Here is a 14,591-nt window from a genome sequence, read left to right as displayed (position 1 = left end):
GGCCGGAACCCGCAAAACAGTAGCGGTCTCGACGGCGAGCCCGACGCGTACTACTATCACAGGACCCGTCGTACCGTCTGACATGACGACGGTCGAACGGACGCGACGACGGCTTTCGACCGGCCACGAGATCGAACTCCCGCTCGAGCTGTCGTTCGCGATGGGTGGCGTCACCGTTCCCGCCCGTCGCGGCCGGCTCGAGGCAGCCCTGCCGGACGAGCTCTCCGCGCTCGCGATCGCACCCGGTATCGGCTGCGCGACGCTCGCCGGGATCCAGTACCACCGGGTCGGTGGTGGACAGCAGGATGAGACGGGACTCGAGCCGTACGACGAGTTCGCGGTCATCATCCCGGCGATCCGCGGCCGCGGGAGTCGAACGACCCTCCCGCTCGCAGGGCTCGCGGGCAGCGAACTCGGCGGCTACGTTCACTGGCTCCCGGTGACGACCGAGCCCTCGGTCGCGCTCGGGCGCGAGATCTGGGGCTATCCCAAGGAACGGGCCGATATCACGGTGTCCGACGGCCCGGACGGGATCCGCACTGTCGTCGACGGCGGTCGCTACGGGGACGAGTCCGTCCGGCTCGAGGTCGCGCGACCCCGTCTCGGGCCGCGAGCGCGTGACTGGACGATGGCCAGCTACACGCGGAAAGACAGGAATCTCCTGCGGACGCCGGCCTGGATTCGAGGCGACGTGGCGATCGGACTCGGGCCCTCGATCGGCACCTGCCTCGAGGTCACGTCGGAACTGGCCCGCGAACTCGGACTGTGGCGACGGCCGCTCGCACGGCTGTACGGCTCGGACGTTCGAGCGCGCCTGTTCGAGGGCGAGCGGCCGGACGGCTGAGGCGGCCCGATCGAGCGGCCGATCGCGATTCGGTAGAGGGACCCACCGAACGATTTCGGTTCCCCCGGCCGAATCGGCCCCAAAGAACACGCGTAAGTGCGGGGGCTCCTAACCGCGGCGTATGACCGACAACACCGATCTCGAGGAACTGCGGCGCGGGACCGATCTCGTCAAGCGCGGCTTCGCACGGATGCAGAAGGGCGGCGTCATCATGGACGTCGTCGATCCCGAACAGGCCCGTATCGCCGAAGAGGCCGGCGCGGTCGCCGTGATGGCGCTCGAAGCCGTCCCCGCGGATATCCGCAAGCGCGGCGGCGTGGCCCGGATGGCCGACCCCGCCGACGTCGCGGAGATCGTCGAGTCGGTCTCGATCCCCGTCATGGGCAAATCCCGCATCGGCCACACGAAGGAGGCCCAGATCCTCGAGGCCGTCGGCGTGGACATGATTGACGAGTCAGAGGTGCTCACGCCCGCGGACGACGCCTACCACATCGACAAGCGCGACTTCACCGCGCCGTTCGTCTGTGGCGCGCGCGACCTCGGCGAGGCGCTGCGCCGGATCGACGAGGGTGCGGCGATGATCCGAACGAAGGGCGAGGCCGGCACCGGCGACGTGAATCAGGCCGTCCACCACCAGCGCACGATCAAGGGCGCGATCCGGAAACTCGAGGGGATGAGCCACGAGGAACGGGAAGCGTTCGCCCGCGAGATCGAAGCGCCCGCGGAACTGGTCCACGAGACCGCCGAGATGGGACGACTTCCCGTCGTCAACTTCGCCGCGGGCGGCATCGCGACGCCCGCCGACGCCGCGCTCATGATGCACCACGAGTGCGACGGCATCTTCGTCGGCAGCGGCATCTTCGGCGCGGAGAACCCGCCCGAGATGGCCGAAGCGATCGTCGAGGCGACGAACAACTGGGACGACCCCGAGACGCTCGCGGAGATCTCGAAGAACCTCGGTAAGAGCATGAAAGGCGACGCGAACGCCGACCTCCCCGAGGAAGAGAAGATGCAGGGCCGGGGCGTCTGACTGACGCAGGACCCGTTTCCGTTCGCTGACGCTCCGGAACTGCGACTGACAGGCAAGCACGCTCATTTTCTCCGTATACGACGTACTGGCTCCATGAGCCGGGACACGTCTCCGACCAGTGCCGAGCAGTTCGTCGCCCGAATCACGGATGGAACCGAGCGGTTGCTCCGCGAAGCCGCAGCCGACGGATCGGACGAGAGGCGGGCGGTGATAACGGAACTCCTGGACGTCGTCGCGGAAGTCGAGGACCTCCTCGAGACGACGGATCTCGAGCGGTTGCCGGCCGCCGTCGACGTGTCGGAGCTACCGGGTCTCGTCCGGCTAGACGAACTCCCGAACGCGATGCGCGATCGGGATCCGGACCTGGCAGTGGATCTCAGTACGATCGGGGACGTCATCGAGCTGCGAGAACTCTGGAACACCGTCGATATCGCCGATTTCCTGCGAGAGCTGCGACAGCTCCGGACGGAACTCGAGGACGTCGTCAGCCCCGACGCGTTCGAAACGTCCGGCGACTCCGAGGCGGCAGCCGAGATCCGCCGGTTCGTCGACGACGTGACGCCGGAGGCGACGAACGCGGCGCTTCAGCAAGAAGCGAAGGAGGCCGCTCGAACTGCACGAAAGGGCGTCGTCGAGGCCCATTCCACGTTCGAGAAACTGTACGAGTCGACCGGGCGCGGTCCCGGCTACGCCGGTCGGAAACCGGTCTCGAAAAATCCGACTGCCGTCTCGTCGGTGCCGTACGGTCCGCTCCCGGACAGCGTTTCCACGAGAGTGTCGACCGTCCCGGCCACCGTTCGACACGCGAAAGTCGACGCTCTCCCGCGGATCTACGGGCGCCGCTGGAAGACGGCCGCGCGCTCGAAGTGAGCCGCCACCGTTACGCGTCCGACTCCCACCACGTCTCGAGCGGCGGAATAATACCCGTTCGGAGGAGCGCGAGAAAGACCAGATAGGTTATCGTCGCACCACAGCACAGCGACAGTACCGGGACCGGCGCGGTTCGAGCGCCGACGGCGGCTCCGCCGATCGCCAGCGCGAGCGACGCGAGTTGGACGGGCCGTCGTTCCCAGTAGTACCGAACGAGCGACGGGTCTCGAGCGGCGAGCAGTTCGAAGGTGATCGTCGCGATACCGCCGACGAGCAGGAAACGCAGTGAGAGCGACACATCGGCGAGGACGACGAGACCCAGGAACGCGGCGAGCGCGATCAGTGCGAGGGCGCCGTCGGTTCTCGTTCCCATCCGCGGCTACGAGTCGTCTCGGTACAGCGTCGCACCCTGCCCGACGGCGGTCTGGTAGGCCCGACTCTCGACGCCGGCCGCGTCGAAGGCGTCGACCATCGCCGAGGCGATCGCCCGCTGGTCGCGGCGGTGACAGACCGCGAGGATTCCCGGGCCGGCACCGCTGACGGTGACGCCGGTCGCGCCCGCCTCGAGGGCGGCCTCGCGAACCCGTTCGTAGCCGTGGATCAGCTTGGTCCGTTCGGGTGTGACGATCGCGTCGTTCATCCCTCGACCGACGAGATCGGGATCGTCTCGCGTCATGCCGACGGTCAGCGTCGCGGCGTTGCCGACGGTGTCGACGACGTCGTCCATGGTGGCCGAGTCGGGAACGACGCCGCGCGCGTCGCGCGTGGACACGGAAATTTCCGGCAGGCAGGCGACGACGGGGACGGACGCGTCCACCTGCGTGACGTCGTCGTCGGTGACGACGGTGAAGCCGCCGAGCAGGGAGGGCGCAACGTTGTCCGCGTGTGCTTCCCCGGAGACGAGCGCCTCGCCCTCGGCGGCCACGGGGACGAGTTCCTCGCGAGAGCGCCCCCGATCGTAGAGTTCGTTCAGCGCGACGGCGGCGGCGGCCGCGCTCGCGGCCGACGATCCCAGCCCCGAGGACGGCCGAACGCCCTTGTCGATCCGGATGCGCGCCGGAGCGTCGAGCGCCTCCGCGACCGCGCCGACGGTGTTCTTCTTCGGGTCTTCCGGGATGTACTCGCTGCCGGCACCGGTGACCGTAATCCTCGTCTCGGGCGCGCGTTCGACTCGGACGACGTCGGCGGGCGTCCCGAGAGCGACGCCGAAGACATCGAAGCCACTCCCGAGGTTCGCACTCGTCGCGGGTGCCCGCACGGTGAGCATGCCGATTCCTTTCCAGACGGCAGTCAAAAAGGTAGCGAACGACACCGCTGATATGCCGGCCGCGCCGCGGACACGTCGGCCGACCGCGCCGCGCTTCGACTCGAGGCGAGCGCAGCGATATTCGCCGGTCGAACGCGGTCGCGGGATTACTCGTCGTCCGTCGCGCCGAACGTGAACACGTCGTCGCTGTCGGATTCGTCCCCGTCGTCGTCGCCGACGTCGAGATCGTCATCGGTCGACTCGTCGGTCGCGAGGTCGTCGTCGGCGTCCGACTCGGTCTCGGCGCTCTCTGCACCGTCGCCGTCGTCGACCGGCTCGAGCGGCGTGGCGACCGCTTCGTCCGTGTCGCCCGCGTCGGTGTCGATGTCAGCGAGCGGATCGGTCGGTTCGGCCGACTCGGTCACGTCGACCCCGTCGGCGTCGTCGGCTCCGCTCTCGTCGATTCCGAGGATCTCTTCCGCACCGATTTCCTCGGTCGCGTCGTCACCGTCGGCATCGCTGCCGGTTGCCGGTCCGTCGTCGGCACGGTCGATCGAGCCGTCGGACGGTGTCTCGGCCTCGGACGGCTCGCCCTCGAGCGCGGTATCCGTCGACCGCTCGGTAGTGGCGTCGTCCGTATCCGCGCCGTCCTCGAGTTCGACGGCGTCCTCGTCCGCGTCGTCGAACGTGAGGGCCTCGTCGGAGTCGCCCTCCTCGTCTCCGACATCGGCATCGAAGGTGATCCCCTGGCCCTGCGCGGTCGATTCGTCGCCGGCCGCGTCGACGTCGACGTCGGCGTTCGCTGCGGGCGCGTCCAGTTCCGCGTCCACGTCGAACGTCGATTCGAAGTCGACGTCCGCGCGGTCGATGTCGGTGTCGAACCGATCGAGCGCTTCGGAGAGCTGTGACGCCTGTTCGGAGAGGCTCGAGGCGGACTTCGTGACCTCGGTCAGTGCGGTCGTCTGCTCTTCGGCCGCGGCGGCGACGTTCTCGGCTTCCGAGGTCGTCTCCTCGGAGATCGTCGCCGCGTCGTCGACCATCGCGACGACCTCCTGCGTGGAGGCCGCCTGCTCTTCGGTCGCCGCGGAGATCTCCTGAACGCCCACGTTGGTCTCCTGTGCGAGTTCGGCGATCTCTTCGAGTGCGTTGACCGCGTCCTCGACCTGCTCGCTGGCGTGTTCGATGTCGGAACTCGTGCCTTCGACCTCGGCGGCCGACTTTTCGGTCCGCTCGCGGATCGCCTCGAGCCGGTCTTCGGCCTCGTCGGCCGCCTCGGCGACGTCCTCGGAGAGCGCCTTGACCTCCTTCGCGACGACGGAGAACCCTTCGTCGTCGCTGCCGCCCGCGGATCGGGAGGCCTCGATGTTGGCGTTCAGTGCCAGCATGTTGGTCTGGCGGGCGATCTCGGAAATCGTGTTGATCAGCTCGTCGATCTGCTGGACCTCTTCCTCGAGCCGGCGGATCTCGGCGACGGCGTCGCCGGCCTCGCCTTCGATATCGTCCATCGCAGTGATCGCCGCTTGGGCGGCTTCCTGCCCTTCGTGTCCCGTGTCGACGGTCCGTTCGGCGATATCGGCCACCTCGTTCGAGGAGGCGGCGATCTCCTCGGTCGTCGTCGAGAGGCCGCTCATCTCCTGGTTGACCGACTGGAGCGACTCGTTCTGTCGGTCCGCACCGTCCGAAATCTCCTGAATCGACTCGGTGACCTGTTGGGAGGCGGATCGGACCTCCTCGCTCGAGGCGGTCACCTGCTCGGAGGCGGTCGCGACGTCGGTCGCGAACCGGTTGAGCTCGGCGATGGTCTGCTCGATCTCGCTGAGCATCTCGTTGAAGTCCTCGCCGATCTGTCGCATCGTCTCGTTCTCGCTTTCGACGTCCGCGCGGGCGGTGAGGTCGCCGTCGGCGGCGTCACCCATGACCGCACAGTATTCGGCGGCCTTCTGCTCCAGATTATGATTGATGCGTTCGGTCTCCTTCCGGGCCTGTTCGGCCTCCATGCGAGCGGATTCCGCCTCGTGAATCTGAGTCTTCAGCGAATCGCGCATCGAGGCGAAGCCGTCGTACAACTGTCCGATGCTGTCGATACGGGAGGAACTGAGATCGACCTCGAGGTTCCCCTCCTCCATCTGTTTCGTCTTGCCCGTGAGTCGATCGATCGCCCTCGCGGTGTTTCGACCGAGCACTGCACCGATGAGGACGATTGCGGCGACCCCGGCGAACGTGGCGATATACCCGAAGTCGCGGACGGTCTGGACGAAGCCGTAGACGTCGGACGTCGGCGCGTGGGTCACGACGACCCAGTTCGTGCCTTCGATCGGCGCGTAGCCGACCGTGTACGGTTCGTCGATGACCGACGGCGTGGCGGACATCTGGACGACGCCCGCCTCCTGTTCGAACGAGTCCATCGATCCGCGGAGCTCTTCGCCCAGTCGGACCGGTTCCATGGCCGCGTCGTCGCCGTATTCGGTGAGCACTCGTTCGTTGCGCTCGTCGAAGGCGACCGTGCCCTCGGTGTTGACGACCATCGTGAATCCGCTGTCGATGCGGTCACCGCCTTGGAAGTCGCTCGCAATGTCCGAGACGCGGACCTCGAGAACGAGCATTCGATTCTCCCCGCCGCCGATCGGGCTCACGAACCCGACGACTGGTGTCCCGCCGACGTCGTAGACGTCCGAGACGTGCACCTCACTCACCTGATTGGTCTCGACGTCGTCGAGCCAGTTTCGTTCCTCGTCCTGGAAGCTCACGTCGCTTTTCATCGTCGTACTGCCGACGACCCGTTTGTTCTCGGTGTCGTGATCGATCACGTGGGTTGCGTGGACGTCGCCGAACAGTTCGGATTGTTTGTTTTGTAGGAATAATGTCACTTCCGAACTATCATCGCTGCGTAACACCTCGGACGTCGATGTACTGCGCGTGGCCATTTCGTTGCGCTCCTGCCACCGCGAGATCGTTTTCGCTTCGGACGAAGCGAGCGATTCATACTCCGAATTGACGCTGTTTTCGGTCTGTGCCGTGATCTCTCCGGTTGCGAACGTACCGATTCCACCGACGATCAATCCGATCGCGAGGAGCGCTATGGCGAATTTTAGCGCATACCTCTTTCGAATAAAATTCGGGACTAATTTCCGTATCGGCCGAAACATAGTCTGTAAATAGATTGTTTCTATATAAAACGTCCGGCCACGAAGACACTCGCTAAATCCGATACATTGATTACTTCTCGCCCTCTGCTTCCAATCTTCCGTATTGTTTGAAATTTAGATATTTGTCATTCAGTAATAATTAGATACACAGTTACTTATTGAAATGGCCAAAACTGTTATATAATTTGTCAAACAACGACGACTGTGCCTCAGAGAAACGTCCCGAGTTCGCAAAACACCGTGCCGAGTCGACGAACGCTGCTCAAGGCGGGTGTTGGTATCGGCGGTGTCGGATTGGCCGGCTGTCTCGATCGATTTAACTCCGAGACCGCGAGCGAGATCGAAAGCGAATATCCCGCTCTCGGTACGTACCCTGTTACTGGCGATATCGTTAAGTTCGGATTCAACGTGCCGCGGTCGGGAGCATACTCTTCGGAGGGGGAAGACGAACTGCGCGCCTACAAACTCGCGGTGAAACACCTCAACGAGGGCGGCGGCTGGGTCGACGGCTTCGACGACCTCTCGGGCGACGGACTGCTCGGCAAGGAGGTCGGCTACGCAATCGGCAATACGGAGACGAACGAGTCCGCTGCCGCGAAGTCCGCTCGCCGTCTGATCAATCAGGAAGAGGTCATCATGTTCAGCGGTGGTTCCTCGAGCGCGACCGCGATCTCACAGCAGCAGGTCGCACAGGAGGAGAAGGTGCTCTATATGTGCGCACTCACCCACTCCAACGATACGACCGGCAAGGACTGCGTCCGCTACGGCTTCCGCGAAGTGTTCAACGCCTACATGTCGGGACAGGCGCTCGCACCGATCGTTACGGACGACTACGGCAGCGACCTTTCCTTCTATCAACTGTATGCGGACTACTCCTGGGGACAGACCCAGCAGGCCTCGATGAAGTCGGCCTTCGAGGACGAGGGCTGGTCACAGATCGATAGCGTTCCGACGCCGCTCGGAACGAAGGATTACTCCTCGTATCTCGAGGACGCGCTCGATTCCGGAGCGGACGTCATCTTCCTGAACCATTACGGACTCGACGGCGCGAACTCTCTCACACAGGCGGTCGAGATGGGGATAGACGAGGAGGCCGAACTCGTCGTTCCCCTCTACAACCGACCGATGGCCCAGGCCGCCGGCAGCGCGATCGACGGAGTTTACGGAACGGTCGCGTGGGACGCACAGATCGAAAGCGACCTGTCGAACTCGTTCACGGAGGCGTTCCAGACCGAGTACAACGGGCGTCTTCCGTCCGGTACGGCACATCTCGCGTACGCGCAAACGCTCCAGTACGCCGCTGCCGCCGAACGCGCGGGGACGTTCTATCCGCCACACGTCATCCGCGAACTCGAGGACCACGAGTACGATATCGGAATGGGACAGGAGACGATGCGCGCCTGCGACCACCAGGCCCAGCGCCCGGTCCCCGTCGTCGAGGGACTGCCGGAGTCGGAGCAACGAGAGGGCGTCTTCTACGAAATCGAAGAGCTCGTCTCCAGCGATCAGGTGAGCTACGACTGCGACAGCGGTCCGGCAGCGGAGTGTTCCCTCGGCAATTACGGCGACGAGTAGGAGAACGCCGCGCGTCTCGCAGACTGATGCCGATCGAATTCGCCCGACGCAACCCGCAGACGACTCGGTTCAGTTGAGGGACTCTTCTGTCGAACATCTCTCGTCGGACAGCGGTCAGGATACGGTGGTCACGAGCCGCCGATCGCGACCGGCACGCTACATCCGACCCCGTACGGGAACTCCAGTAGGCGAGCGATGGTCCCAGCGGGGTGGCATCGTCGCCGGAGAGGAGCGGGTCGCCGCTGCGAGCGCTCGATCGTCCGCGGATCGACGCCTCAGTCGTCCGCGTTCGCCTCGAGCGCGTCGTCGGTCCCGGTGAACCGATCGCCGCCGACCAGCAACGCGCCCGCGAGCAGGCCCCCGACGGCCGCGAACCCGGCGATCATCGCGAAAAACGCCGTCCGAGAGAGTTCGCCGAGGACGAACCCGCCGAGCGCGATGCTCACCGACCCGATCCCGAACTCCGCGAGATAGGTATAGCCGTAGGAGAGACCGCGGACGTCCGGCGGCGTGTAGATCGCGACGGCGTTCTGGTAGAACGGCTGGATAGCGAAGAGGAAAAAGCCGAGGGCGGCACAGAGCGCGACGAGCGGTGCCAGTCCCGCTCCCGTCGCCGTCACCGGAACGAACGCGAGCGCGAGGACGGCCAGAACGGCGAAGATCGCCCCGAGTCCGCGGGCCGGCGAGACCCGCCCGGTCAGCTTTCCGCCGGCGTACTGACCCGCCATCCCGACGACCAACAGGCCGACGTAAATGTAGTCGGCCGGCTCGATCCCCTCGAGGCTGGCCGGCAGTGCCAGGCCGTCCGTCGCCGGCAGTCCGTGGAGGATCTCGGGGAGGTAGGTCAGCGTGCCCCGGTAGTAGAGCCCCTCGAAGGTGACGAGGATGAAAACGACGGCGAACGCGCTCGCGAACAGCGTCCGCGAGTCCCCGAGCAGTCCCGACGCCGATAGCGCCTCGTCGGGACCGGCGTCGGCGTCCGCCGCGACCGCCGCGGTCGGATCGAACTCCGCACTGAGCCCGTAGAGCACGGCGAGGACGCCCGGAACGGCGAGCAGCGCCGCGACGAGCGACCACTCGAGGAAGATCAGGAGCGTCGCGGCGACGAAGGGACCGAGCGCGATGCCGGCGTTGCCGGCGATGCCGTGCCAGGCGAAGACGGTGCCGCGTTCCTCGACGCCGGTGCTGATGAGCGCGAGACCGGCGGGGTGGTAGACGCTGGCGGCGACGCCCCACAGGATCAGGCCGAGGGCGATGGTATAGATGGAGGTCGCGAGCGAGAGGACGAGAAAGGACAGCGACATGCCGACGAGACAGCCCACCACGAGCCGCTTGGTGCCGTACCGATCAGCGAGAATGCCGCCCGGGAGCGCCCCCAGTCCGAAGGGGGCGTAGCCGAGCGCGACCACGATCCCGAACAGCGAGACGCCCACGTCGAACTCGGTCAGCCAGACGACCAGAAAGATCGGGATCGAGGTTTCGAACCAGTGGACGAGCGCGTGGCCCGCCATGGTAAACCCCGCGATCGAGCGATCGTTCGCGTTCAGCCCCATTGCGTTACCCGAACGCGGACCCTCCGCGCACTTAGCCGCTTGGGAACCGGCGGTACCCGTCCTCAAGACGCGAAGAGTCGAACCGACCCTCGTCAGGCTGGCGTCCGTCCGACGGTCGCGCTCGTCCGCGACGCTGACGGCCTTCGAAACGTCGGCCGGTTCGTTCCTCAGCCGTCCTCAGACTCCGTCGATCGCCGACGACCTCACGAATCGGCGTTCGCCGAGTCGCGACCGCCGACGACCAGTTCGCCGTCGTCGGTTTCGACGTAGACGTCGTCCGCGAATCCGCCTTCGGCGTGGGGGTGTTCGGGGTCCTCGAGCCGCTCGGGCGTCGACGGAGCCTCGGGGAGCCCCTCCGGCGGTTCGAACTGACCCAGCGGCTCGTCGATCGTCACGTCCCAGCGTCCGAAGAACTCACCGTAGCGATCATAATGGGCCTCGAGTTCGTCAGCGGGGAACTCCATCATCTCGGTCCAGCCGTGGTTGTAGAAGTCGAAGTTGGCCTGAATGTGCGTGATCTCTCGGGCTTCGGCCTCGGAGTAGCCCTCCTGGAGCGCGCGCAGGTAGGCGTCCATCGTCGCGTCGAAGAGGGCGTCGAGGTGGTCCTTCCGCTCCTCGGCGTGGGCCGGGTCGGCCTTGCCGGTGAAGATCTTGGTGTGCAGCCTGACGAGCCCCGACTTGGCGACCGATCGAATCCCCGGTGTCTCGAGGGACTTCCGATAGGCGAAGTGTTTCGCGTTCTGACGGAGTTTCATGGTCTCGTCTTAGGAAGGGGCCCTAAAGAGCCGTTCGGACAACACTGTTAGGCCCCGGCGACCGACCGCTCCATCTCGGTTTCCGTCACCGCTCCGTTCGAGTAGGGCGACCGCAGATGACGGGGCGAGCGCTCGTCAGAGATGGCAGCAAACCTTGCTCTCTCGAGAATTGGTGCCGAAATAGCTGAATTGGATATATTCTGGTGAATATATTCGGCCGTCAGTTTACGATCGTAGTGCCATACGTCCACGTCCGGCAAAATAGACGAGATAGCAACCCACTTTAACCCGCATTACAAACGTTCCGGATATGACTCAGTACGTGATCATCGGTGACGGGATCTCGGGTAGTTCGGCCGCCGAGACCCTCCGGGAGGAAGACCCGGACGCGAAGATTACCGTCATCACCGATGAGGGGGAGCCACTGTATAACCGGATTCTCATCAAGGAACACGCGAAAGGCAAGCTCCCCGAAGCCCCCATTTCGATCCACGACGAGGACTGGTACGCGGAACGCGACATCGAGCTCTCGTTGAACACCCACGTCACGAGCGTCGACACCGACGCGAATGTCGTTTACACCCACGATAGCGGTGACATTCCCTACGACAAACTGCTCGTGGCGACCGGTGGAACGCCGACACAGTTGCCCGTCGAGAACAGCGACGCCGACGGGATCCATCACTTCTGGACCTTCGAGGACGCCCGCGGCATCCGCGAACACGCCGAAAACGCCGACAAGGGCGTCATCGTCGGTGCCGGCTTGCTCGGTATCGACTTCGCCGCGGTCTGTGGCGCACAGGGTATCGAGGCCGACTACCTGATGCGCGGCGACCGCTGGTGGCGCTACGCGCTCTCTGCCGACGGCGCGGAGATCATGCACGAAGGCATGCGAGAAGTCGGCGTCGAACCGGTCTTCGACAGCGGCGTCGATCGCTTCGAAACCGACGACGACGGTCGCGTCACTGCCGCAGTCGATCCCAACGGCGACCGCTACGAGTGTGACTTCGTCGGGGCCGCTATCGGGCTGAACTTCAACACCGAGTTCCTCCGCGGGTCCGGGATCGAACGGGACAACGGGATCATCGTCGACGAGTACATGCAGACGAACGTCGACGACGTCTACGCCGCCGGCGACCTCACCCGATTCCACGACGTCTTGCTCGGCGAGCAGGGCCAGAACGGCTCGTGGGGCTCGGCCAAGGAACAGGGTCGCGTCGCCGCGGTCAACATGGCCGCTGACGCCGAGGAAGAGGGATTCCAGTGGGTCTCCTCGTACTCCATCACCCACTTCGACTTCCCGTTCCTCTCCTTCGGGCACCCGACGCTGGGCGACGAACACGCCGAACGGCGCTACAGCGACACCGAATGGCGACGCGTCGCCTTCAAGGACGGCCGGATCGTCGGCGGCGTCCTCATCGGCGATCTCTCGCCCCAGAGCAAGTTCAAACAGCTCATGCGCGAACAGCGCGTCGTCGCCGATCAGGCCGACGTGCTCCTAGAGCAGTCCGTCGATCTGGACGAACTCGCTGCGCCCCAGGAACAGTAATCCGACCCGATCCGTTCGACGCAGTCCATTTTCCGGCCGCTCTCGAGGCACGGACCGTGCCGTTTCGCCGTCGCTCGTTTCGATCCGCGTCCGAACGGCGATCGCTCTCTTACCTGCTCCGTCGACCGTTCTCGAGCCGGAACTATTAAGTCAATCCAAGGTATTTGGTAACAATGAACATGGCAGCCAGTGACTTCCGCCGTCGATCGATCCGTCTCGACCACGTCGACGTCCGACTCGAGCGCGTCGAGTCAGTTGCGGCGAACGCGACGATTCGTCACGTCGACCAACTCGATACGAAGACGCTGGCGGCCGTCTATCGGGCCGTTTCGGAGGACCGACCCGTGTCGACTGCGGAGACCGATCTCGAGCCGGGCGAGATCATCGTCTTTACGGACTACTACCGCGTCGAACGCGTCTGAGCCGCGCCGGCGTCGCGAGTCGGGCCCTCGTCCAGTGGGCGATACCGATTCGGTGGGTGGTATCGAAGTCGTTTTCCCGCGTGCGCGCCTTCGATGACGCATGAACGGCGACAGCGACATGACACTGGCGTTCGAACTCGAGGCGCTCAAGGAGCTCGCCTCGCCCGAGCGCGTGTTCGAAGACGCCAGAGGGTGGACCGAGTACATCGGCGTCGTCTCCGAGAAACCGACCTACGTCGTGACGAACTTCACCCGGAAGAACCGCATTCGACAGGACTTCTTCTCCGGCCCCCGCGGGAAAGCGGAGAGCCTCGAGGGCGTCAAAGACCAGTTCGACACCGACCGCTACGTCTACGTCGGCGCGAACGACGAGGACGAGCAACTGGCCGACGAGGTCGGTTGGGAGTACCTCGACGTCCACGACGCCGCCGAGGCGGCGGACTGGGTGCCGGCAACGCATGCCGACGACGAAGACGACGAGGCGGAACAGGTCCGCGACGACTGGCCGTAACCTCGACGTCGGCGTTCTCTCCGAACGGTTCGTGTCATACTGCTTGGAACGTTTTCGTTTCTGAATCTCAGCGAGCGGTTTACAAGCCTGTCTTATCCGCTTATCATCCGTCCAGCAAAGATAACCGATATTATCCAAATCAATCATTCAACCCGCGGTGGCGCGCGCTGTCGGCCGTCCGAACGAAGTGAGGGCGGCCGCCGATACTGCGCGAGGGATGAGCGAACGCCGCAGGCGTGAGTGAATCGGCTGGGGAGGGCGTGGCAATTCCCCGTTGCCACGGTAGCAAGACATTCTCTCGCTCGTTCCCATCAGATCCCACTGCCCAATTTACATCTGTAGTGATCAACCGGTTCAGCTCTGTCCGTTCGAAATCATCGCACCTACCGTCCCGTGGCGGCCGCTCCGATACCGCCTGCCGGCGGGGACGAATCGCTCGTCTTTCCCTGCGAGTCGTCGCTCTTATGCCCGCTCCAGCCGAAGCGCTGTCAATGGCAGACTCCGGCGTCCCGGGTTCCGACAGCGGTGATCGGCTCGCGCTCCCCTGCGGGGAGCGCGTCGACCCCCACGAGATCGATCTGGGGATGCGCGAGTACACCTGTTCCTGCGGCGACGCCCACGCCGTCGTGACGGACGTCCATCCGCCCTCGCGGTTCTTCCCGGAGTCGCTCGTGGCCGTCCTTCAGGAAACGATCGAAACTGACGACGAGTTCGAGGAGTTCGGCACGCCCCACCTGATGGGCGTCGTCCTGGAGGAGTTCCCCGAGAAGGTCGTCGTCCACGATGCGAGTGACGACGGTGCCGTCGGATACACGCTGTTGTGGATGACCGACTTTGACGCCCGCCGACTCCACGAAATCGTCGTCGAACTCGTCGTCGAACTCATGGAACACGCGGTCAGTCACGCCGAGAACGACGACGCCGTCTCCGAGTTCGAGTCCCAGATGCTCGAGTTCGATGTCGCGGAGTTCGTCGACCAGTACCGCCGGCAGCGCGAGTTCGAGAGCGAACACGACCGGGCGCTCTGAGAGCGATCATATCACAGAACGTCGGCGGCGAATAGACAGAGGATCGAGCGATGCGAGCGTGA

The 14,591-nt window shown here is 64.9% G+C and carries 13 protein-coding genes; 8 read left to right on the top strand and 5 right to left on the bottom strand.

The genetic code is table 11. The features are described from left to right. The first annotated feature begins 82 nt into the window (after positions 1-82). The 3 genes from LDH66_RS07945 to LDH66_RS07935 all read left to right on the top strand — a co-directional run bounded on the left by LDH66_RS07945 (position 83) and on the right by LDH66_RS07935 (position 2,744). Positions 83-844, top strand: a complete 762-nt coding sequence (locus tag LDH66_RS07945) for an acetoacetate decarboxylase family protein (protein ID WP_226480516.1) — start codon at positions 83-85, stop codon at positions 842-844. A 121-nt stretch (positions 845-965) separates the two neighbouring features. Continuing rightward, entirely contained in the window at positions 966-1,874 is a 909-nt protein-coding gene (gene pdxS / locus LDH66_RS07940) for a pyridoxal 5'-phosphate synthase lyase subunit PdxS (RefSeq protein ID WP_226480515.1), read from the top strand. A 93-nt stretch (positions 1,875-1,967) separates the two neighbouring features. After that, a complete protein-coding gene (locus LDH66_RS07935) occupies positions 1,968-2,744 on the top strand; it encodes a hypothetical protein (RefSeq protein WP_226480514.1) in 777 nt (258 codons plus the stop codon). Positions 2,745-2,754: 10 nt separating this feature from the next. On the opposite strand, the gene LDH66_RS07930 is transcribed toward LDH66_RS07935, so the two are convergent. From LDH66_RS07930 to LDH66_RS07920, 3 genes are all read right to left on the bottom strand, one after another. Further along, positions 2,755-3,117: a hypothetical protein gene (locus LDH66_RS07930; protein ID WP_226480513.1), complete on the bottom strand. Its 363-nt coding sequence runs from the start codon at positions 3,115-3,117 to the stop codon at positions 2,755-2,757. Positions 3,118-3,123: 6 nt separating this feature from the next. Beyond that, positions 3,124-4,011, bottom strand: a complete 888-nt coding sequence (locus LDH66_RS07925) for a homoserine kinase (RefSeq protein ID WP_226480512.1) — start codon at positions 4,009-4,011, stop codon at positions 3,124-3,126. A gap of 146 nt (positions 4,012-4,157) precedes the next feature. After that, a complete protein-coding gene (locus tag LDH66_RS07920; protein WP_226480511.1) occupies positions 4,158-7,136 on the bottom strand; it encodes a methyl-accepting chemotaxis protein in 2,979 nt (992 codons plus the stop codon). A 204-nt stretch (positions 7,137-7,340) separates the two neighbouring features. On the opposite strand from LDH66_RS07920, the gene LDH66_RS07915 reads away from it, so the two are divergent. Continuing rightward, positions 7,341-8,711: a substrate-binding protein gene (locus LDH66_RS07915; protein ID WP_226480510.1), complete on the top strand. Its 1,371-nt coding sequence runs from the start codon at positions 7,341-7,343 to the stop codon at positions 8,709-8,711. A gap of 275 nt (positions 8,712-8,986) precedes the next feature. On the opposite strand, the gene LDH66_RS07910 is transcribed toward LDH66_RS07915, so the two are convergent. Together LDH66_RS07910 and LDH66_RS07905 are read right to left on the bottom strand one after the other, a co-directional pair. Next, positions 8,987-10,264, bottom strand: a complete 1,278-nt coding sequence (locus LDH66_RS07910) for an MFS transporter (RefSeq protein ID WP_226480509.1) — start codon at positions 10,262-10,264, stop codon at positions 8,987-8,989. Between the two features lie 203 nt (positions 10,265-10,467). Then, the gene (locus tag LDH66_RS07905; protein ID WP_226480508.1) at positions 10,468-11,019 is read right to left on the bottom strand and encodes a DUF6149 family protein; all 552 of its coding nucleotides are present in this window, start codon (positions 11,017-11,019) and stop codon (positions 10,468-10,470) included. Between the two features lie 310 nt (positions 11,020-11,329). Here LDH66_RS07905 and LDH66_RS07900 point away from each other — a divergent pair, with 310 nt between their 5' ends. From LDH66_RS07900 to LDH66_RS07885, 4 genes are all read left to right on the top strand, one after another. Then, on the top strand, positions 11,330-12,568 hold the full coding sequence (locus tag LDH66_RS07900; RefSeq protein ID WP_226480507.1) for an NAD(P)/FAD-dependent oxidoreductase: 1,239 nt from the start codon (positions 11,330-11,332) through the stop codon (positions 12,566-12,568). A 173-nt stretch (positions 12,569-12,741) separates the two neighbouring features. After that, positions 12,742-12,990: a hypothetical protein gene (locus LDH66_RS07895; protein ID WP_226480506.1), complete on the top strand. Its 249-nt coding sequence runs from the start codon at positions 12,742-12,744 to the stop codon at positions 12,988-12,990. A gap of 100 nt (positions 12,991-13,090) precedes the next feature. Beyond that, complete coding sequence (locus tag LDH66_RS07890) at positions 13,091-13,501, top strand: DUF7124 domain-containing protein (protein WP_226480505.1); 411 nt, start codon at positions 13,091-13,093, stop codon at positions 13,499-13,501. 491 nt (positions 13,502-13,992) lie between these two features. Beyond that, positions 13,993-14,529 (top strand): DUF5815 family protein, encoded by a 537-nt coding sequence (locus tag LDH66_RS07885; RefSeq protein WP_226480504.1) that lies wholly within the window; start codon positions 13,993-13,995, stop codon positions 14,527-14,529. The last annotated feature ends 62 nt before the right edge of the window (positions 14,530-14,591 follow it).

Source organism: Natrinema amylolyticum (assembly GCF_020515625.1).
GTDB lineage: Archaea > Halobacteriota > Halobacteria > Halobacteriales > Natrialbaceae > Natrinema > Natrinema amylolyticum.
The sequence above is the reverse complement of the archived record's forward strand: the minus strand, read 5'-3'. Positions and strand labels throughout refer to the sequence as shown.

Excerpts from the sequence above, each read along its gene's own strand:
- LDH66_RS07910 (WP_226480509.1), bottom strand. The coding sequence starts at position 10,264 with ATGGGGCTGAACGCGAACGATCGCTCGATCGCGGGGTTTACCATGGCG.
- LDH66_RS07930 (WP_226480513.1), bottom strand. The coding sequence starts at position 3,117 with ATGGGAACGAGAACCGACGGCGCCCTCGCACTGATCGCGCTCGCCGCG.
- LDH66_RS07945 (WP_226480516.1), top strand. The coding sequence starts at position 83 with ATGACGACGGTCGAACGGACGCGACGACGGCTTTCGACCGGCCACGAG.
- LDH66_RS07935 (WP_226480514.1), top strand. The coding sequence starts at position 1,968 with ATGAGCCGGGACACGTCTCCGACCAGTGCCGAGCAGTTCGTCGCCCGA.
- LDH66_RS07905 (WP_226480508.1), bottom strand. The coding sequence starts at position 11,019 with ATGAAACTCCGTCAGAACGCGAAACACTTCGCCTATCGGAAGTCCCTC.
- LDH66_RS07920 (WP_226480511.1), bottom strand. The coding sequence starts at position 7,136 with ATGTTTCGGCCGATACGGAAATTAGTCCCGAATTTTATTCGAAAGAGG.
- pdxS (WP_226480515.1), top strand. The coding sequence starts at position 966 with ATGACCGACAACACCGATCTCGAGGAACTGCGGCGCGGGACCGATCTC.
- LDH66_RS07890 (WP_226480505.1), top strand. The coding sequence starts at position 13,091 with ATGAACGGCGACAGCGACATGACACTGGCGTTCGAACTCGAGGCGCTC.
- LDH66_RS07885 (WP_226480504.1), top strand. The coding sequence starts at position 13,993 with ATGGCAGACTCCGGCGTCCCGGGTTCCGACAGCGGTGATCGGCTCGCG.
- LDH66_RS07895 (WP_226480506.1), top strand. The coding sequence starts at position 12,742 with ATGAACATGGCAGCCAGTGACTTCCGCCGTCGATCGATCCGTCTCGAC.
- LDH66_RS07925 (WP_226480512.1), bottom strand. The coding sequence starts at position 4,011 with ATGCTCACCGTGCGGGCACCCGCGACGAGTGCGAACCTCGGGAGTGGC.
- LDH66_RS07900 (WP_226480507.1), top strand. The coding sequence starts at position 11,330 with ATGACTCAGTACGTGATCATCGGTGACGGGATCTCGGGTAGTTCGGCC.